At 65.2% G+C, this 17,855-nt stretch carries 18 protein-coding genes; 13 read left to right on the forward strand and 5 right to left on the reverse strand.

Annotation, left to right across the window (positions count from 1 at the left end; all coding sequences use genetic code 11):
- Nucleotides 1-60: 60 nt before the first annotated feature.
- Nucleotides 61-1,107, reverse strand: a complete 1,047-nt coding sequence (locus HZZ13_RS35335) for a LysM peptidoglycan-binding domain-containing protein (protein WP_197964045.1) — start codon at nucleotides 1,105-1,107, stop codon at nucleotides 61-63.
- 180 nt (nucleotides 1,108-1,287) lie between these two features.
- On the opposite strand from HZZ13_RS35335, the gene HZZ13_RS35340 reads away from it, so the two are divergent.
- Nucleotides 1,288-1,980: a TolB-like translocation protein gene (locus HZZ13_RS35340; RefSeq protein ID WP_197964066.1), complete on the forward strand. Its 693-nt coding sequence runs from the start codon at nucleotides 1,288-1,290 to the stop codon at nucleotides 1,978-1,980.
- A gap of 160 nt (nucleotides 1,981-2,140) precedes the next feature.
- Here the strand turns inward: HZZ13_RS35340 and HZZ13_RS35345 are convergent, their stop codons facing one another.
- The gene (locus HZZ13_RS35345) at nucleotides 2,141-2,293 is read right to left on the reverse strand and encodes a hypothetical protein (protein ID WP_197964046.1); all 153 of its coding nucleotides are present in this window, start codon (nucleotides 2,291-2,293) and stop codon (nucleotides 2,141-2,143) included.
- 71 nt (nucleotides 2,294-2,364) lie between these two features.
- Between HZZ13_RS35345 and HZZ13_RS35350 the strand changes: the two genes are divergently transcribed.
- Together HZZ13_RS35350 and HZZ13_RS35355 are read left to right on the forward strand one after the other, a co-directional pair.
- Nucleotides 2,365-5,808 (forward strand): ATP-binding protein, encoded by a 3,444-nt coding sequence (locus tag HZZ13_RS35350; protein ID WP_197964047.1) that lies wholly within the window; start codon nucleotides 2,365-2,367, stop codon nucleotides 5,806-5,808.
- A 38-nt stretch (nucleotides 5,809-5,846) separates the two neighbouring features.
- Nucleotides 5,847-5,984: a hypothetical protein gene (locus HZZ13_RS35355; protein ID WP_197964068.1), complete on the forward strand. Its 138-nt coding sequence runs from the start codon at nucleotides 5,847-5,849 to the stop codon at nucleotides 5,982-5,984.
- 35 nt (nucleotides 5,985-6,019) lie between these two features.
- On the opposite strand, the gene HZZ13_RS37285 is transcribed toward HZZ13_RS35355, so the two are convergent.
- Complete coding sequence (locus HZZ13_RS37285) at nucleotides 6,020-6,142, reverse strand: hypothetical protein (protein WP_311972994.1); 123 nt, start codon at nucleotides 6,140-6,142, stop codon at nucleotides 6,020-6,022.
- 69 nt (nucleotides 6,143-6,211) lie between these two features.
- Here HZZ13_RS37285 and HZZ13_RS35360 point away from each other — a divergent pair, with 69 nt between their 5' ends.
- The 5 genes from HZZ13_RS35360 to HZZ13_RS35375 all read left to right on the forward strand — a co-directional run bounded on the left by HZZ13_RS35360 (nucleotide 6,212) and on the right by HZZ13_RS35375 (nucleotide 9,259).
- Nucleotides 6,212-6,469: a hypothetical protein gene (locus tag HZZ13_RS35360; protein ID WP_197964048.1), complete on the forward strand. Its 258-nt coding sequence runs from the start codon at nucleotides 6,212-6,214 to the stop codon at nucleotides 6,467-6,469.
- Between the two features lie 86 nt (nucleotides 6,470-6,555).
- A complete protein-coding gene (locus tag HZZ13_RS37290) occupies nucleotides 6,556-6,687 on the forward strand; it encodes a hypothetical protein (protein ID WP_283815888.1) in 132 nt (43 codons plus the stop codon).
- Between the two features lie 141 nt (nucleotides 6,688-6,828).
- On the forward strand, nucleotides 6,829-7,956 hold the full coding sequence (locus HZZ13_RS35365; RefSeq protein WP_197964067.1) for a lactonase family protein: 1,128 nt from the start codon (nucleotides 6,829-6,831) through the stop codon (nucleotides 7,954-7,956).
- Between the two features lie 68 nt (nucleotides 7,957-8,024).
- Entirely contained in the window at nucleotides 8,025-8,195 is a 171-nt protein-coding gene (locus HZZ13_RS35370; protein ID WP_197964049.1) for a hypothetical protein, read from the forward strand.
- A gap of 170 nt (nucleotides 8,196-8,365) precedes the next feature.
- Entirely contained in the window at nucleotides 8,366-9,259 is an 894-nt protein-coding gene (locus HZZ13_RS35375; protein WP_197964050.1) for an efflux RND transporter periplasmic adaptor subunit, read from the forward strand.
- A gap of 190 nt (nucleotides 9,260-9,449) precedes the next feature.
- Here the strand turns inward: HZZ13_RS35375 and HZZ13_RS35380 are convergent, their stop codons facing one another.
- The gene (locus tag HZZ13_RS35380; RefSeq protein WP_197964051.1) at nucleotides 9,450-10,298 is read right to left on the reverse strand and encodes a caspase family protein; all 849 of its coding nucleotides are present in this window, start codon (nucleotides 10,296-10,298) and stop codon (nucleotides 9,450-9,452) included.
- A 422-nt stretch (nucleotides 10,299-10,720) separates the two neighbouring features.
- On the opposite strand from HZZ13_RS35380, the gene HZZ13_RS35385 reads away from it, so the two are divergent.
- The 5 genes from HZZ13_RS35385 (at nucleotide 10,721) to HZZ13_RS35400 (ending at nucleotide 17,046) form a co-directional block, all read left to right on the forward strand.
- A complete protein-coding gene (locus HZZ13_RS35385; RefSeq protein WP_197964052.1) occupies nucleotides 10,721-12,451 on the forward strand; it encodes a hypothetical protein in 1,731 nt (576 codons plus the stop codon).
- A 3-nt stretch (nucleotides 12,452-12,454) separates the two neighbouring features.
- Nucleotides 12,455-12,634 (forward strand): hypothetical protein, encoded by a 180-nt coding sequence (locus HZZ13_RS36410; RefSeq protein ID WP_210349607.1) that lies wholly within the window; start codon nucleotides 12,455-12,457, stop codon nucleotides 12,632-12,634.
- Nucleotides 12,583-13,152 carry a thermonuclease family protein gene (locus tag HZZ13_RS35390; RefSeq protein ID WP_376707097.1) on the forward strand — a complete coding sequence of 190 codons (570 nt, stop codon included), beginning with the start codon at nucleotides 12,583-12,585 and terminating at the stop codon, nucleotides 13,150-13,152. Before HZZ13_RS36410 ends, HZZ13_RS35390 begins: the two co-directional genes overlap by 52 nt.
- 106 nt (nucleotides 13,153-13,258) lie before the next feature.
- Nucleotides 13,259-14,446, forward strand: coding sequence for a pyridoxal-phosphate-dependent aminotransferase family protein (locus HZZ13_RS35395; protein ID WP_197964054.1), 1,188 nt, complete (start codon nucleotides 13,259-13,261; stop codon nucleotides 14,444-14,446).
- Nucleotides 14,447-14,946: 500 nt separating this feature from the next.
- Nucleotides 14,947-17,046: a S9 family peptidase gene (locus HZZ13_RS35400; RefSeq protein ID WP_197964055.1), complete on the forward strand. Its 2,100-nt coding sequence runs from the start codon at nucleotides 14,947-14,949 to the stop codon at nucleotides 17,044-17,046.
- Between the two features lie 12 nt (nucleotides 17,047-17,058).
- On the opposite strand, the gene HZZ13_RS35405 is transcribed toward HZZ13_RS35400, so the two are convergent.
- Entirely contained in the window at nucleotides 17,059-17,778 is a 720-nt protein-coding gene (locus tag HZZ13_RS35405) for a ribonuclease activity regulator RraA (RefSeq protein WP_197964056.1), read from the reverse strand.
- Nucleotides 17,779-17,855: the final 77 nt, after the last annotated feature.

Here is a 17,855-nt window from a genome sequence, read left to right on the forward strand (position 1 = left end):
GTTCCGGAGTAGACACAGGACAATGCGTCGCAACGCTGGCTGGCCAATGCCGGTGCGATATCACTCCGCCTTTTGCGGCATCACGAAGGTCTGGCCTGGATAGATCAAGTTCGGGTTGTGGATCTTGTCGCGATTGGCTTTGAAGATCACCCCGTAACGGGAGCCGTCGCCGTAAGCGAGCCGGCTGAGCGCCCACAGGCTGTCGCCGCGGGCGATGATCCGGCTGCCGCCAGCCTCGGCCGGCGCGGCGGTGAGCGCCTCCGCCGGCGAGGCCGATGCGACCGCGGTACCCGCAGCCGCATGCGCAAAAGGCGCATGCACCGAAACCTTGGGCTTCGGCGCGCCGATCAGTTTCGGCCGGGCCGCTTGCTTCTCAGGCACCGACGCCAGGCGCGGCGAGGCGGACGGCAGGGCGGCGACGACATCCGATTTGTCGTCGGGCTTCTCGGCCAGCTTGGTCTCCTGCTTCGCAACCGGCGGGGCGGGCGGCGGCGCCGCCGCGGCGATGGTCACCGGCATGGTCCGGCCGGATTCGGTGACCGTGCCGTCCGGCGCCTTGGCCCGGAGCGTCAGGTCATAAGAACCGGCGGGCAGCCGCGGCGGGGTCATCACGAACTGGCCCGAGGCGTCCGCGACCACGCTGTCGAGCGGCTTGCCGTCGCGCAGCAGCTCGACCCTCGCACCCGGCGTGGCGCGGCCGGCGATCACCGCCGCCTCGCCGTGCTCGTCGACCCGGGCGACGTCGAAACGGGGCCCCGCATCCGCAGCCGGCGCCGGCGGCTTGACCGGCGCGAGATCGCCGAGCGCGGCCACCTGCTTCTGGGTCTCGGCGAGCGCGCCTGCCTTCGGCTCGGGAGCAGTCGGCGCGCTGCCGGCAAGCTTCGGCGGTTCCGGCTTCAGCTCTGGCTTGGACTCAGGTTTGGACTCAGGTTTGGACTCCACCTTGGCTTCAAGCTTGGGTTCGACCTTGGCCTCCGGCTTGGCGGCGACGGTAACCTTCGTCCCATCAGGCAGCAGGCGGCGCAGCTCGGTCGGGCCGATCACCAGCGCGGTGCCGACCAGCGCGAGCAGACAGAAGGCAATGAAGGCCTTGGAGGCGGTGATCATCTGAAAAGGACCTTGGGTGGCAAATCAGCCGATGCCGGCAAAGTGCGCCGATTTGGCCGCGGCAGCAAGACTGCCGATGGGATTAGGCCGCCGTCCAGGCCCGCGGGATGAACCGGCGCGACCATGCGGGTGTCCAAGTATCAAGGCCGCCTCGCGGCATTCTTCAAGGGATTTCTTGCCGTGACCGTATTTTCCCATGCCGCGCGATCGCTGGCCCTGGTGGTGGCGCTGGCCGCTTCACCCGCATTGGCCGCCTCCGGCCCGCCGCCCGGCTTCACGCTCTCCGACGATGCCGATCTTGCCTTCACCTCGCCCGACGGCGCCACCAGGCTCGAGCAGTACATGAAGGAGGGCGAGGATTTCGACATCAAGTGGCAAGTCTGGGCGCGACGCGGCGAGGAGATGCGCGAGTTGAAGCCCGAGCAGGGCTATCCGGCCGGCTTCCGTTTCACGGCCGACTCGCAATGGCTGGTGCGGATGCAGAAGACCGGCTCGGGCTCGCAGGACCTCTTTCTCTACCATGTCGAGAACGGCGCCTTCGTCAACGCGACGAAGCAATCGCTCAGCGATCTCGCCTGGGCCTATTTCCACAGCCGGCCCGACACTGGGAAGATGAAGCTCGACTACCACATCTCGGCCAACCTGATGAAGGGCACCGAGGATGGGTATCGCTGGCTCGGCGTCGACTGGCCCAACAACCGCTATCTCCTGATCTCGCTGTCGGGCGAAATGGACAAGCATCCGAAGAACGTCGCGGTGAAGGGACTGGCGGATTGGAAATGCCGCTATGACCTCAAGACCGGCAAGTTCGATGTGCCGAAGATGTTCGCCAAGGGCAACGCGGAAGCCTTGAAGTGGGAAATCAAGCGGTGAGCCTCGCGGTCTCGCCGCGGTCTCCCGTGCGATCCATTCCTTGGCCCGGCCGGGTTCACATCGCGGTCAACGTGTCGCCGGTGCAATTCCGCTCGCGCACGCTGGCGCAGCGAAGCTGAAGCAGCTGCTGGCGGCGCAGGCGGTCGCGGCGATTTGACAATCAGCGACCGACAGCTATCAATTCATTGTATTCTGCGCCCTTGGCTCGTCGAAACGGTGAGCCGCTGATCCGCCTCATTTTCAGGACGCGGGCGAGAAACGCTGCAAATGCCGAGGATTTGCCTCCATTGGCCGCCGCAACGAAGAGCTGCATCGAGTCCCATCCAAGCGCAAACCACGGGCATTTCTGAACCGCTCAGCGCAATTTGAACCAGGGATTTCTTCATGCCGCATGACGAGTCGAGGACCGGGACGGAGCGTCTGAGACACTGGCTTGAAAGCGTTGGGCTCAGCCCATACACGGACCTCTTCGTCCGCCACCGCATCGATCTCGACGTCCTGCCCCACCTGACCGAGTCGGATCTGGCACAGCTGGGACTGCCGCTCGGAGACCGCAAGCGGCTTCAGCGGGCAATGGCGTCCCTTTCCGGAATGGCCGCGCCAGCCACGGCTCAGACATTGCCCGGTACGGCAATCGTTGCGGAACGTCGCCAACTCACCACGATGTTCTGCGACATGGTGGATTCCACCGCGCTCTCCGCGCAGTTCGATCCCGAGGACGTGCGTGACCTGATCGCGAGCTTTCGCGAAACCTGCGTGCGCGTGGTCAAGCATTATGAAGGATTTGCCGCCCGCTTCGTCGGCGACGGCATCCTGGTCTATTTCGGCTACCCGAAAGCGCATGAGGACGATGCCGAGCGAGCGGTGCGGGCTGGTCTCGAGATCGTGCGGACATTGTCGACCACGCCTGCGATCGAGCCGCTAGGTGCGCTCAGCCATGCGCCCGCCGTCCGGATCGGCATCGCGACGGGACTGGTGGTCGTGGGCGACCTGGTCGGCCAGGCGACCGAGGAGCGCGATTCCGCGGTCGGCGAGACCGTCAATCTGGCGGCGCGATTGCAGGGCCTGGCGCCGCCGAACGGGGTGGTCATCTCGTCATCGACGCAGTCGCTGGTGAAGGGAAAGTTCGACTATCGCAATCTCGGGGTCCATGCACTCAAGGGCATCGCCGGGAGAACACAGGCGTGGCATGTGGTTCGGCCGTCGCGCGTGGAGACCCGCTTTGCCGCGGCCATCGGCTCCCGGCTGACGCCACTCGTCAATCGCGACGACGAGATCGCGGTTCTGCTCGGCCGCTGGGAACAGGCCAAGGCGGGCGACGGCCAGGTCGTGGTGCTGTTCGGGGAGCCGGGCATTGGCAAGTCGCGCATCGTCCAGGAAATCTTCGTGCGGATTGCGGGCGATCGGCACGGGCATGTCTCGTTCCAGTGTTCGCCCTACTACAGCTCGACGGCGTTCCATCCCTTCATCGAGCAGCTCAAATTTGCTCTCGGCCTCGACCGCGACGACGCCTCGGCCTCGTCTCTGTCGAGTCTTGAGCGGACCGTTGCGGCCGCGCATGGCGATATCGAGCAGGTGACGCCGCTCTTTGCGGCGCTGCTGTCGATTCCGACCGGAGGTCGGTATCCTCCGCTCGATCTGTCGCCGCAGCAGCAAAAGGACGCGATCGTCTCCGCCCTCATCCATCATCTCCTGGGCCTCGCGCATGATCAGCCGCTGGTGATCGCCTTCGAGGACGCCCATTGGATTGATCCGACATCCCGGGAGGTCATCGATCTGCTGGTGGAGCGGGTCCAGAACACGCCCATTCTCGTCGTCATCACCTGCCGTTCCGAATTCAGGCCGAGCTGGAGCGCTCACTCTCACCTCACGACGCTGGTGCTGAACAGGCTGAGCCGGCAGCAGCGGACGACCTTGGTCGAGCGGGTTGCAGGCAGCCGCAAAATGCCGAAGGAAGTCGTCGAGGACATCATCGTCAAGACCGACGGCGTACCGCTGTTCGTCGAGGAGCTGACCAAAGCCGTCCTCGAAGGCGACCTTCTGACCGAGGAACGCGGAAACTATGTGCTCTCCGGTTCGTGGCGACAGCTGGCAATCCCGGCGACGCTGATGGATTCGCTGATGGCGCGTCTGGATCGGCTGGGCCCGTTCAAGAGGGTCGCACAGATCGGTGCCACCATCGGCCGGCAGTTCTCCTACGAGATGCTGAACGCAGTCGCCTCCGTACCAGCCGACCAGATCGAGGCGGCGCTCGATCGCCTGGAGGAGGCAGGGTTGATCGTCCGGCTGGGCCATCCGCCGGATGCGCTCTACTCGTTCAAGCACGTGATGATCCAGGATGCAGCGCATGCGAGCCTGTTGCGCAGCGAGAGGAGACGGCTCCACGCGCGGATCGCGTCGGTGCTGACTGAGAACTATCCGGAAAAGACCGAGCGCGAGCCGGAGCTTCTCGCCTATCATCTGACCGAATCCGATCAAAGCCAGCCGGCGGCAGGTTCCTGGATCAAAGCCGGCAGGCACGCCGCAAGGTTGGGAGCCTACCTGGAAGCGATCGGCCATCTGCGCCGCGGCCTAGCGGTCGTCCTGGGTAGTCCCGAGATGCCCGACCGCGATGAAATGGAGCTGGAGCTTCGCCTTGCGCTGGGTAACGCGCTGATCGCTGCCAAAGGTTACGGCACACAGGAGGTGGAAGACAATTTTGCCCGAGGCCTCGAGCTCGGACGGCAGCTCGATGATGAAGACAAGGTGCTAGCGGCGATAAGAGGGCTTTGGATGCACCACTTCATTCGGGCTGACCTGACCAAGGCGCACGATCTGAGTGCCGCACTCCTGAAATTCGCCAGACAAGAACGTCCGAGCGAGTTGCTATCGAAGCAGACCCTCTACCTCGTGGAGGCCCATAGGTCGACCGCGGCGACCATGCTTTACCGCGGGCGGTTTCTGGCGGCGCAACATCATCTTCGTCGCTCAATCCAACTCGATGATCCGGCTCTGCATCGCGGTTCGGCGGAAAGGCTCCTCAATCCAGGTGTCATGTCGACGTCGTACCTCGGATACCTGCTATGGTTCCTGGGGCAGCCCGACACCGCGCGGCAGCACAGCGAGCAGGCGATTTCCGATGCCGAGCAAATGCGCCATCCTTTTACGCTGGCATTCGCGCAGGTGTTTGGCGCATATCTTTGTCAGCATCTGCGCGATGTCACGGGCACCAGAGATTATGCCAGCCGCGCGATGACCATTTCATCGCAACACGGCTTTTTGCATTGGAAGCAACAGGCGACCATTCTGCATGGATGGGCGTTGACTGAGCTCGGGGACATGGATGCAGGTCTGAGCGAAATGCGCGCGGGCGTCGAGGGTTACGAGGCGCAGGATTCCTGGCTCGCCAGTTGCTGGTTCAGATGCCTCCTCGCGCAAGGCTATGCGAGGGCCGGTCTGTCGGAAGCGGCCTTGCGCGCGCTCGATGGCGCCTTGGCGGTCGCGAAGAGGACGGGCGATCACTTCTATCTGGCGGAGATCTACCGCCTGCAAGGGGAGTCCATCCGGGCCCATGCCGGACCAGCGGCCGACTCCGAGGAATTGCTCGTGCAGTCGCTGGAGGTCGCGCGCGAACAGAATGCCCGCTCGTGGGAGCTGCGGACAGCCGTCAGCCTGGCCCGCCTCTGGCGAGATTCCAACAAGCATGAGCAGGCCGCGGACCTGCTTGTGCCAATTGTCGGCAGGCTCCGTGAAGGGTTCTTCACGCCGGACGTGAAAGAAGCCATCGCGCTCGCAAATGAACTCGATATGCTGTCATTAAGAGATCATCCGTGGAACGCTCGAACCTAGGACGAGAAGCCGAAGCGTAGCGGGATGGATATTACCGGGTGCGGCTCCTCGGCAACTGGGTCGAGGTGCCCGACGATTCCGTGATCACCGAGCCCAACCGCGCCGGGCGCACCATGGTCTGGCCCTACTACGTCAACGGCCGTCCCATGATCTGCGCTTCATGCCCGGCAGCATGACGTGATCCGGAACGAGCGCGGCAAGGCGGAAAAGCTCACATCGATTGTCGGGCCGCCCGCACTTCGGCGAATTCGGCGTCGGGGTGGCTGACGATGGTGGCGATCATGATGCCGCTGATGATCAGCGACCAGGCGGTATTCCAATAGATCCAAAACACGGGTCAGCCTCCCTCTTGCTTTTCTCACGCGGCAGAGCGACGCCGCCGTCTCCACGCGAGGCCGTCGCGATGGCGAGCGGCAAGGCGCTATTTTGGTTTGGTCGGCGGCGCCGCCCGATCGGTTTGGCTGGTGTGGCGCTTTGCCACGACGTCCGCGTCGCGCTCGCTCTCGTGCGGGCGCGGCGGAAGCTTCGGCTGGCCGGCTTGACCGCCATGCTTGCCGCCCATGTCGGGCTTGCCTTCGAGATCGTTTGCGCGGGGCATGCCGGTTCAATGCGTTCGCAGGGCATTGGGTTCGCGACAGCATCGGCCGTTTTCGCCCTGTGAACGACCTCATAGAACCGCCGCTCTTTGCGGTGCAGGATCGCTGACGCGGCCCTTGGCCTCGCGGCTTGCACCGATGGATTGGCCTGATGCGAAAACGACTCATCCTCTGGACCTTCATGACCTCTGCCCTGGTCGCGATCACCGTGTGGACCGTGCTCGGGCCGCCGGACCAGCCGCCCGGGTTGCATCTGCCCTCCCGGACCGCAGCGGTGCGCTGACCCGCCATCCCGCGACCGATGCGATTTCGGCATCGATCGATCCCCATTGGATTTTGGTGCGGCGGCGCTCCGCCCGCTATTCTCGCAGCAAAAGCGACAATGCCGCGAGCCGGCTTTCAGGAGGAGCCCATGTCGAGACCCATGTCGAGACCGATCCGACGCATCGCATCGCGCGCGCCGCACGCTGCGATCGCCGCCGTCCTGTTCGCTTCTGTCACCCTCGTTTCTGGAGTCCGTGCCGGCATGGCCGAAACCTTCGCCTATGTCGGCAACGCCGACAGCAACGACATCAGCGTGTTCAAGATGAGCGAGAACGGCGAGATGACGCTCGTGCAGACCGCCGCCTTCAAGGGCGTCGAAAAGCCGGGCTCCTCGACACCGCTCGCGATCACGCCCGACCGCCGCGTGCTGATTGCCGCAATCCGCTCGCAGCCATACCTCGCGGTGAGCTTTGCGATCGATGCCAAAACGGGCGAGCTCAGCCATCTCGGCAACGGACCGCTCGCCGACAGCATGGCCCATATCGCCATCGACCGCAGCGGCAAGTTCCTGTTCAGCGCCTCCTATGGCGGCAACAAGGTCGCGCTGAATCCGCTGCTTGGCAGCGGCGTCGCCGGCGAGCCCAAGCAAGTGATCCCGACCGGGCTGAACGCCCACGCCTTCCTGCCTTCGCCCGACAACCGCTTCGCGTTCGCCACCAATCTCGGCTCCGATCAGGTGCTGGCGTTCGCATTCGATGCCACGACCGGCACCCTGACGCCGAACGATCCGCCGGAGCACAAGGTGCCGGTGAAATCGGGGCCGCGGCACTTCGTGTTTCACCCCGGCGGCAAGTTCGTCTATCTCCTCCACGAGCTGAACGGCGACGTCGCGGCATTCAGCTATGAGGCCAGGAGCGGCGCCTGGGACGAGATCCAGCGCACCACCGCGCTGCCGGAAGGGTTCTCCGGAAAACCCTGGGCCGCCGACATCCACATCACGCCGGACGGCCGCTTCCTCTATGCTTCCGAGCGCACCTCCAGCACGCTCACCGCCTATAAGATCGATGGCTCGAGCGGCAAGCTCACCACGATCGGCAGTGTGCCGACCGAGAAGCAGCCGCGCGGCTTTCAGGTCGACCCCTCGGGGCGCTATCTCGCCGCGGTCGGCGAGCTCTCCGACAGCATGACGGTCTATGCCATCGACCAGGGCACCGGCGCGCTGGCCAAACTGAAATCCTATCCCACCGGCAAGAAACCGAACTGGGTCGAGTTCCTGAATCTACCGTGAGGGGCCGTCGCCGACCTACGTAATCATCCGTAATTTCGCGCGGTCCGGCTTGGCGTCATATCTCGGTCATGGACCGGCAGATTGTCTTCAAATGCCCCCGGACGGGCCTGAACGTGCAGCATCGGCTTACCGACGAGCCGAGCGATCGCACGCACGTGTCGGTGTCCTGTCCGGCCTGCACGCGACTGCATCTGATCGAGCGGGCCAGCGGCAAGCTGGTGGGTGATCGGCGCCGCTGACGCCCGCCGCGAGCTCTTCGGAGCGAACCTGTTCTCCAATCCAGCGACTCATCAAAGACTTGCCGCGACTGCCTGCGGCGCCGCGGCGTCCTGTTTCGGGACGACGCGGCCGTAGTGCCGGCGGCGGCCATCTGCTATCGATTGGAGGCATAGCCCCCGTGGAATTTCCGATGCGTCATTTGCCCTGCGCCGTTGTTCGAAACCTGTATCCCGCAGCCGTCGCCGGCCTGCTCGTCCTCAGCCCCCATCCGGCCGGCGCCGCCGAGGACGACGCGCCCAAGGGGCCGGCGGTCACGGTGCTGAAGGTCGCGAAATCCTGCTTCTCCGATATCGTCGAGGCCACCGGCACGATCATCGCGCGGGAGGAAACCTCGGTGCGGCCGGAGCGTCCCGGCCTGAAGGTCACGGATGTGCTGGCCGAAGCGGGCGATACCACCACCGCCGGCCAGGTGCTGGCGCGGCTGGCGCTGCCCGAGGGCGGCACGCTGCAGGTCACCGCCCCCGTGGCGGGGGTGATCGCGACCTCGACCGCGCAGATCGGCAACTTCGCCTCGGCCAAGGGCGAGGCGCTGTTCACGATCGTGGCGCGCAGCGAGTACGATCTCGTCGGTCTCGTCGCCACCACCGATGTGCGCAAGCTCGCGGTCAATCAGCAGGCCACCGTCCGGATCGCAGGCGCCGGCGACATCAGCGGCAAGGTGCGCCGCATCGGCCCGACCGTCGAGCCGAACATCCAGCAGGGGATGGTCTATATCGGCATCTCCTCGCAGAAGCGGCTGCTGCTGAATGCGAGCGGGCGCGCGCTGATCAAGACCGGGCAGAGCTGCAACGTCGCCGTGCCGCTGACAGCGGTGCAATATTCATCCGCCGGCACGGTGGTGCAGGTGATCCGCCGCAACCGCGTCGAGACCAAGCGTGTCGAGGTCGGCTTGATGTCCGGCGGCAATATCGAGGTCCGCGATGGCCTCAACGAGGGCGATGTCGTCGTCGCCCGCGCCGGCGCATTGCTGCGCGAAGGCGATCCGGTGCGTCCCGTGATGGCGAGCGCGGAAGCTGCGAAATAGGGTTTGAAGAAGGATGCAGCTTCACCCTCCCCTGGAGGGGGAGGGTCGATCGCGCGCAGCGCGAGCGGGGTGGGGTGACGGTCCCTCCGCAACGAACAGTGCCCGAGTGGAGAGATCACCCCACCCCGTCACGCAATCTCGCTTCGCTCGATCGCGTGCCGACCCTCCCCCTCCAGGGGAGGGTGAGAAACTAACCGCCGGCTTCGCCGAAACGGACGTCTTCGAGCAGCGACGACGACACGGTCGGGACCTGGTCGCCTTCGCTGGCGCGGGAGATGGCGAGGCGGGTCTTGTTGAAGACGCTTTCGGCGCTGCCCTGCGCATTGAGGTTGTTGAGCAACTCGCCGACCAGCACGCTGTGCTCGCCCTTGCCGTCGTCGACGACCTTGCCGGGCGAGGCCGAGGTGAGGACCAGTGCGTTGTCGGACGCGCTGATCGGCGCGAGACCGTGGCTGTAGGAGCGGAAGCGGCGCTCGTAAGGATTGCGGCGGGAGGCGTCGACCACGACGAGCTTGGCCTTGGCACCCTGCTCCTTCATCATGTCGAGCACGCCGTCAATGGAGACGCCATGGCGGCGGACGTCGCTTTCCTTCCAGATCACGGCATCGACCGGCAGCATGTAGCTCTCGCGTCCCGCCTGCACGCCGTAGCCGCCGAAGAACAGCATGACGACGCTGTCGCGCGTGATCCGGGATTTCAGGCGGCCCACGGCGCGGACCATGTCGTCCTTGGTCGCGTCTTCCACCATGTCGACGTCAAAGCCGTTCTTGCGCAGCGACGACGACAGCGCACGGGCGTCGTTGATCGACTGCGTCAGCGGCGCGCTGGCGTCGGGATAATGTCCATTGCCGATGACGAGCGCGAGGCGCGAGGTCTGGCCGATCGAACCGGTGATCTGGTCGGTCGAGACGGCCTTGGCGGCATCGATCGCACGCATGTTGAGAGCAGCATGGGCGCCGATCACCAGCGACACCGTGCCGATGAGGGCTGCGGCGAGGGCGATCGTACGTCTGGAAAGGTCGAGCTGCTTTACATTCATCTCGGTTCGTTTCCTGTGCCAAAGACCAGCCAAGCGCGCGCACACAGTTTGAGTAGCGCGATAGCGTCTTTAGGTTTGAGGGATTGGCCGGGGAAGTGCCCCCGAATTGCGCGCAATTTGCGGCGCCGCACCAAACAAACCCTTAACCGGATATAGGCCCGGGGGCAATAGATTGCCAAAAATTTGATCTAAGTGTCTGAATGCGTTAATAAATTCTCCGAGCTGGAATCCTCGCATCGTTGGCTTCCCCGTAGCCTTCCGGGGCGCGACCATGCAGCCCCTCGTGCCGGCTTTTCCGTGACGTTCATCACATTTGTATTTCCTGCGAATCCGGGTAGCCTTTTCAACGACTTGCAGGGGGTGGCGCGCAGATGGCAGCGTGCCGGCCGTCCCCCGACCAAGGCCCCGCGACCAGGTATTTCATGAGCTTTCATTATTTTGCCGGCGCCGCCTGCCGGGCGCTGACGGCGCGGAAGGACGGCCCCTCGATTTACGACGTCTGCGACCCCGTATTGTCGGGCACGCCTGGCGGCGATCCGCATCTCGCCAAATTCTACAAGACGGCGCTTGGCAATCCCGCGCTGCGGATCCTGCTCCGCCGCGCCGGCCTGCCCGAGCTGCGCGACGAGGGGATGCTGTCCCGACTGCGTGCGGCCCTCACCCAGGCCCGCGACGAGGTCGAGCCCGACTGGGCGGCGGTCGGGCAGCCGATCGCCGATCTCGTCGACGGCATCGCGCTCGACCATCCCAGGCCGCCGCCGGTGCCGTTCACCGCCGCCATGCCGCAGAGCGCGCAGATCGACGGCGTGATCCGCGACTGCGCGCAGCACCTGCTCGGCTCGTATCGCAAGAACGGCTTCCTGCCGACCTACGCCGCCTTCAACCTGATCGGCGATCCAGACGTCCGCGGCCGCGAGCTGATCATGGCGCTCACGGGCCTCAACGCGCGCGGCTACAAGAATTCCTCGCTGCTGTTCAACCTCGCCCGCGTCTTCATCGCGCGCTCGCCCGCGCGCGCCGTGGTCAATCCGCCCTGGAAGGGTATTGCCGAGCCGATGTGGGAGCCGGTGCAGATCCGACACCGCTCGGCCTATTACGACGCGTTCTTCATCGAGGCCCTGCTCAGCTTCGTCCAGACCGGGCTCGCCTCGCCGGCCGACAAGATCGCGGCGGAGCGCGCCATCGCCGACATGGTCGATTTCTGCGTCAACATCAGCCGCGAGGAGGTCGAGGGCTTGGGCGGCGCGCGCTTCAACGTCATTACCGCACTGGCGCCGGCACCGCATCCGCGCTTCTCCCGTTACTTCGCGCAAATCAAGCAGGACCTCGGCTTCGGCATCTACGTGCCGGATTGCGACACCACGGCCTGCTCGATCTCCGCGGCGACGCAGGCCGGCTGTCTTGATGCCATCATCGACCAACCGCTCCTGGACTTCTATGCAGGCTATCAGGTGCGCGCCGGCGTCAACGAGCCGCGCGTGACCGTGCCGCTCAACGACAATATCGACTATGAGGGCGGGGTTGCGACCTGGATCGACAATCTCGCGGGCGAGCGCCCTTACGGCAACGATCTCGATCCGACGCTCAATCTCGACATTCTCGAGGTCAGCTTCCGCAACCTTGAGCGCTGGAAAGTGCTGGAGACGCCGTCGCGGCTTGCAACGGTGCACCGGATCATCGGCTTCCAGAAGCGGCTGGCCGCCAGCGGCGCCTTCGCCAATCCGCGCTCGCACATCTATTACCTGCCGGAGCTCTACAGCGCCTATTTCGGCCGCTGCTATGCCGCCTTCCTGGCACTGCCGCTTAGCGCGCAGGCCGCGATCGATCCCGCCGGCGATTTCGATTTCATCCGCCACCGCGTGCTGTCCTACATCAAGGGTGAGCTGATGGCCGCCGAGATGAACGTGTTCGACGCGGCGCTGGCGCTGATCGCGCTCGGCCATCTCGGCGCCGACCCGCGCGCATTCGCACCGGCGCTGAACGTGATCGTCGCGAGCCTGGGTGAAGGCGGCCGCCGCGGCCCGTTCCGCGCCTATGAATGGAACAAGATGAAGACGCCGACGCGGATCCTGGTCGGTGGGCCCGAGGTGACCTCGGCCTTCGTGCTGATGGGGCTGGCGGTGGCCCGGAGGCGAATAGTGAATGGCGAGTAGCGAATGGGCCTCATCGCGCCCCTATTCGCCACTCCCCATTCGCAATTCGCCCGCATCAATGACAGGAAGTTGAAAGCCCATCTGTTCGGCCTGCGCTGGCCGAGCGGCCAAAAGCCGACCACAATTGCGCCATCTATCGAGATGTTCATCACAACCGGACCGGCATGTTGCGGAAAGTCCTGATTGCGCTGTCCTTGGTCGCCATCCCTTCGCTGGCTGATGCCGCCGACCACCCGAGAGCGGTCGACCGGCGCGGCCGCACCGTGGCGCGCTGCGAGGTCGGTGGCGAGGACATCCAGAAATGGCTGGTGCGCAACGGCTGGGCGCTGGCCTACAGCCGCATCTCCAAGGACTACGAGCCAGACGAAGCCGCCGCGCGCGAGGCAAAAGCCGGCATGTGGCAGGGCGCCTTCATCGCGCCTTGGGACTGGCGGGTCCGCAACAAGAAGACGGCGATCCTCGGCGCGACCAAGCCGCCGGATGGCGCGCACGCGGTGCTGCTCGCTTCGGCCTCGGGGCCGGTCGCGCCGTCGCCGGACTGCACCATCAAGGGCAACGTGAACAGCGCCGGCGAGTGCATCTACCACCAGCCGACCAGCCGCTGGTACGCCCAGATCAAGATGAAGATCAGCAAGGGCACCCGCTGGTTCTGCTCGGTCGAGGAGGCCGAAGCGGCCGGTTGCCGGGAGACCAAGAGATAAGAGCCCCAGACCTGCGTTTTGCGCGCTTTTCTTGGCCTCCAACGCCGCGTAAAAGTGAGACTCAGCAACCCACCATCCTGTTCTCAAGCAACAAGGACCGACAGCAATGACCGTTCGCGCGGGCCGGGAGTTTCTGGCCATCCCCGGGCCCACCACGATGCCCGACGAGGTGCTGCGGGCGATGCACCGTCCGGCGATCGACATCTACGCCAAGGAGATGCTGGATCTCACCGAGAGCCTGCTCAGCGACATCTCGAAGCTGTTCGCGACCAAGGGCAAGTCCTACATCTACATCGCCAACGGTCACGGCGCCTGGGAAGCGGCGCTCAGCAACGTGCTGTCGCGCGGCGACAAGGTGCTGGTGCTGGAGAGCGGACGCTTTGCGATCGGCTGGGGCAACGCCGCGGCGCTGATGGGCGCCGAGGTCGAGGTGCTCAAGGGCGACTGGCGGCGCGCGGTGCGGCCGCACGAGGTCGAGGAACGCCTGCGCCGCGACAAGGAGCACAGCATCAAGGCCGTCGTCGTGGTCCAGGTCGACACGGCGAGCGGCGTGCAGAACGACATCGAGGCGATCGGCAAGGCGATCAAGGCGAGCGGCCATCCCGCGCTGTACATGGTCGACACCGTGGCCTCGCTCGGCTGCATGCCGTTCGAGATGGACAAATGGGGCGTCGACGTCGCGATGTCCGGCTCGCAGAAGGGCCTGATGACGCCGCCTGGCCTCGGCTTCGTCGCCGCCAATGCGCGCGCGCTCGAGGTGCACAAGAAGGCCGGCATGTCGACGCCCTATTGGAGCTGGAGCGAGCGCGAGGGCACCGAGAACTATCGCAAATATGCCGGCACCGCGCCGGTGCATCTGTTGTTCGCGCTTCGCAAGGCGATCGACATGCTGCACGAGGAAGGGCTCGAGAACGCCTTCCGCCGTCACAGCCTGCTCGGCGAAGCCGCGCGCCGCGCGGTCTCGGTCTGGTCGGAAGGCCAGGTGCTCGGCTTCAACGTCGCCGAAGCCAGCGAGCGCTCCAACACGGTGACCACGGTGACCATGAGCAACGGCCACGACCCCGCCGTGCTGCAACGCTATTGCAAGGACAAGTGCGGCGTCGTGCTCGGCACCGGCATCGGCGACCTCTCCGGCCAGGCCTTCCGCATCGCCCATATGGGCCACGTCAACGCGCCGATGCTGCTCGGCACGCTCGGGGTGATCGAGGTCGGCCTCAACGCGCTGAAGATCCCGCACGGCAAGGGCGGGCTTGAGGCGGCGGTGTCGTATCTGGGTGAAGAGGTGGCGGTGTAGCAGCCACAAACTCCGCTGTCGTCCCGGACAAGCGTAGTCCTGACAACGCGCAGCGTTGTCAGAGCGGAGCGCTGATCCGGGACCCATAGCCACAGGAAGTGGTTTGACGAAGATTCGGAGTTATCAGCTCGCGCTACGACCTCCCCCTGGGATTATGGGTCCCGGATCGGCGCGCGCTTGAGGCGCGCTTGTCCGGGACGACAGCGGAGTGTCCATGAGCTACGGCTGTTTTATCCGATACGCCTCGACCTGCGCCTTCAGCTCATCCAGCGTAGCGGTGCTGGCAATCTGCGGAATCAGGACGATATAAGGGAACGCGCCTTCACCCTCTCCCCGTACTTACGGGGAGAGGGGTGGGGTGAGGGGCTCTCTCGGCATGTGAGCCATTCGAGAGACCTGTACCCCCTCACCCGGAATTTGCTCGCGCAAATTCCGACCTCTCCCCGCAAGCGGGGCGAGGTGAAGAGACAGCACCGCGCATACGAAATGATGAGGACTGAGTGACCCAAGCCAAGACGCCTTCGAAGCCCCCCGTCGCCCCGCGCCGGCTGCATTCCTTCACGCGGCACGGCATCACCGTGACCGACGATTATGCCTGGCTGAAGGACGCAAACTGGCAGGAGGTGCTGCGCGATCCCAACGTCCTCGATCCCGACATCCGCAAGTATCTGGACGAGGAGAACGCCTATACCGAGAGCCTGCTCGGCCATACCGCGCCGTTGCAGAAGACGCTGGTGCGCGAGATGCGCGGGCGGATCAAGGAGGACGATTCCAGCGTACCGTCGCCCGACGGCCCGTTCGCCTATTTCCGCAGGTTTCGCGAGGGCGGCCAGCACGAGCTGTTCGGCCGCATGCCGCGCGACGGCGGCGACGGCGAGATCGTGCTCGATGGCGATGCGCTCGCCAAGGACCACCAATATTTCAAGTTCGGCGGCAGCCGGCACTCGTACGATCACAAGCTGCAGGCCTGGAGCGCCGACACCAAAGGCTCGGAATATTTTTCGATCCGCGTTCGCGACTGGGCTACGGCTAAGGATCTCGACGATCTCGTCGAGGAGACTGATGGCGGCGTGGTCTGGGCCGCGGACTGCAAGAGCTTCTTCTATGTGAAGCTCGACGACAATCATCGGCCGATGCAGGTGTGGCGGCACAAGCTCGGCACCAGGCAGGCCGACGACACGCTGGTCTATGAGGAGCAGGATGCCGGCTGGTTCACCCATTTGCATGAAAGCACCAGCGGCCGCTTCTGCGTGATAGCGGGCGGCGATCACGAGACCTCGGAGCAACGGCTGATCGACCTCGCCAATCCCGAGGCGCCGCCGCGCCTGGTCGCGGCGCGCGAGGAGGGCGTGCAATATTCGCTCGCCGACCGCGGCGACGAGCTGTTCATCCTCACCAATGCGGACGATGCCATCGACTTCAAGATCGTCACCGCGCCGCTTCACGCGCCCGAGCGCAAGAACTGGCGCGACTTGATTCCCTATCGGCCCGGCATCTACATCATCGACCTCGATCTCTATGCCGGCCATCTGGTGCGGCTGGAGCGCGCCAATGCGCTGCCGTCGATCGTGATCCGCGATCTCGCTGGCGGGGAGGAGCATGCCATCGCCTTCGACGAGGCCGCCTACTCGCTGGATACGATGGGCTCCTACGAGTTCGAGACGACCAATCTGCGCTTTTCCTATTCGTCGATGACGACGCCGTCGGAAGTCTATGATTACGACATGACGAAACGAACGCGCGTGCTGCGCAAGCGGCAGGAGATTCCGTCAGGTCATGACCCAGCCGACTACGTCACCACCCGCATCACGGCGAAATCGCATGACGGCGCCGAGGTGCCGGTCTCGATCCTCTATCGCCGCGGGCTGAAGCTCGATGGCGCAGCGCCGCTGTTGCTCTACGGCTACGGCTCCTACGGCATGGCGATGCCGGCTTCCTTCAGCGCCAACCGCCTGTCGCTGGTCGATCGCGGCTTCGTCTATGCCATCGCCCATATCCGCGGCGGCGCTGACAAGGGCTGGGGCTGGTATCTCGACGGCAAGCGCGAGAAGAAGACCAACTCGTTCGACGATTTCGCCGCCAGCGCCCGCGCGCTGATCGATGCGAAATACACCAGCGCCAACCGCATCATTGGCCATGGCGGCTCGGCCGGCGGCATGCTGATGGGCGCGGTCGCCAACCGCGCCGGCGAATTGTTCGCCGGCATCGTCGCGGAGGTGCCGTTCGTCGACGTGCTCAACACCATGCTCGACGACACGCTGCCGCTGACGCCGCCGGAATGGCCGGAATGGGGCAACCCGCTTCTGAGCGAGAAGGATTTCCGCACCATCCTCTCCTACTCGCCTTACGACAACGTCGCGGCGAAGGACTATCCGGCGATCCTGGCGATGGGCGGCCTGACCGATCCGCGCGTCACTTACTGGGAGCCCGCCAAATGGATCGCGCGCCTGCGCGCCACCATGACCGGCGGCGGCCCGGTCCTGCTGCGCACCAACATGGGCGCCGGCCACGGCGGCGCCTCGGGGCGCTTCGACCGCCTCGACGAGGTCGCGATCGTCTACGCGTTCGCGCTGTGGGCGGCGGGAATGGCGGAGGCGTGACGTCGTAGAGCGCTATCGCCCGTTCTTCTTGCGCCATTCCGCGAAATCGGTGAGCGTCTGCGGATCGGTGGCGGGATAGAGACCGAAGATGCCGCGGCCCTTGCCGACTTCCTCGGTGACGAAATCCTCGAACGCGGTCATCTCGAAGGTCTCATTGGCGATCTCGTCTGCCAGATGCGCGGGGATCACGATGACGCCGTCGGCATCGCCGAGGATGACGTCGCCGGGAAACACCGGCGCATCGCCGCAGCCGATCGGCACGTTGATCTCGATCGCCTGATGCAGCGTCAGATTGGTCGGCGCCGAGGGGCGATGGTGGAAGGCGGGAAAGCCGAGCCTTGCGATCTCGGCGGAGTCGCGAAAGCCGCCGTCGGTGACGACGCCGGCGACGCCGCGCTTCATCAGGCGCGTCACCAGGATGGCGCCGGCCGAGGCCGCGCGCGCATCCTTGCGGCTGTCCATCACCAGCACGGCGCCCGGCGGGCAATCCTCGACCGCCTTGCGCTGCGGATGGGAGCGGTCCCTGAACACGTCGATGGTGTTGAGATCCTCGCGCGCCGGCATGTAGCGCAGCGTGAAGGCTTCGCCGACCATGGTCGGCTGGTCCGGACTGAGCGGATGCACGTCCTGGACCATCTGGATGCGCAGGCCGCGCTTGAACAGGGCGGTGGCGACGGTGGCGGTGGAGACGGATTTGAGTTTTGTGCGGGTGGCTTCGGTGAGTTTGGTCATGTGCATCCTCCTGTCCTTCCGGGGCGCGCGAAGCGCGAACCCGGAATCCATCGGGCCACACGCTCTGCTGAGAAATG

The sequence above is a fragment of the Bradyrhizobium agreste genome, from assembly GCF_016031625.1.
Taxonomy (GTDB): Bacteria; Pseudomonadota; Alphaproteobacteria; order Rhizobiales; family Xanthobacteraceae; genus Bradyrhizobium; species Bradyrhizobium agreste.

Coding starts and splice junctions, on each gene's coding strand:
- HZZ13_RS35380 (WP_197964051.1), bottom strand. CDS start 10,298: ATGAATGTAAAGCAGCTCGACCTTTCCAGACGTACGATCGCCCTCGCC.
- HZZ13_RS35360 (WP_197964048.1), top strand. CDS start 6,212: ATGGCGAGCGGCAAGGCGCTATTTTGGTTTGGTCGGCGGCGCCGCCCG.
- HZZ13_RS35375 (WP_197964050.1), top strand. CDS start 8,366: ATGCGTCATTTGCCCTGCGCCGTTGTTCGAAACCTGTATCCCGCAGCC.
- HZZ13_RS35350 (WP_197964047.1), top strand. CDS start 2,365: ATGCCGCATGACGAGTCGAGGACCGGGACGGAGCGTCTGAGACACTGG.
- HZZ13_RS35405 (WP_197964056.1), bottom strand. CDS start 17,778: ATGACCAAACTCACCGAAGCCACCCGCACAAAACTCAAATCCGTCTCC.
- HZZ13_RS35365 (WP_197964067.1), top strand. CDS start 6,829: ATGTCGAGACCGATCCGACGCATCGCATCGCGCGCGCCGCACGCTGCG.
- HZZ13_RS35395 (WP_197964054.1), top strand. CDS start 13,259: ATGACCGTTCGCGCGGGCCGGGAGTTTCTGGCCATCCCCGGGCCCACC.
- HZZ13_RS35385 (WP_197964052.1), top strand. CDS start 10,721: ATGAGCTTTCATTATTTTGCCGGCGCCGCCTGCCGGGCGCTGACGGCG.
- HZZ13_RS37290 (WP_283815888.1), top strand. CDS start 6,556: ATGCGAAAACGACTCATCCTCTGGACCTTCATGACCTCTGCCCTGGTC.
- HZZ13_RS35335 (WP_197964045.1), bottom strand. CDS start 1,107: ATGATCACCGCCTCCAAGGCCTTCATTGCCTTCTGTCTGCTCGCGCTG.
- HZZ13_RS35345 (WP_197964046.1), bottom strand. CDS start 2,293: ATGCAGCTCTTCGTTGCGGCGGCCAATGGAGGCAAATCCTCGGCATTT.
- HZZ13_RS35370 (WP_197964049.1), top strand. CDS start 8,025: ATGGACCGGCAGATTGTCTTCAAATGCCCCCGGACGGGCCTGAACGTG.
- HZZ13_RS36410 (WP_210349607.1), top strand. CDS start 12,455: ATGGGCCTCATCGCGCCCCTATTCGCCACTCCCCATTCGCAATTCGCC.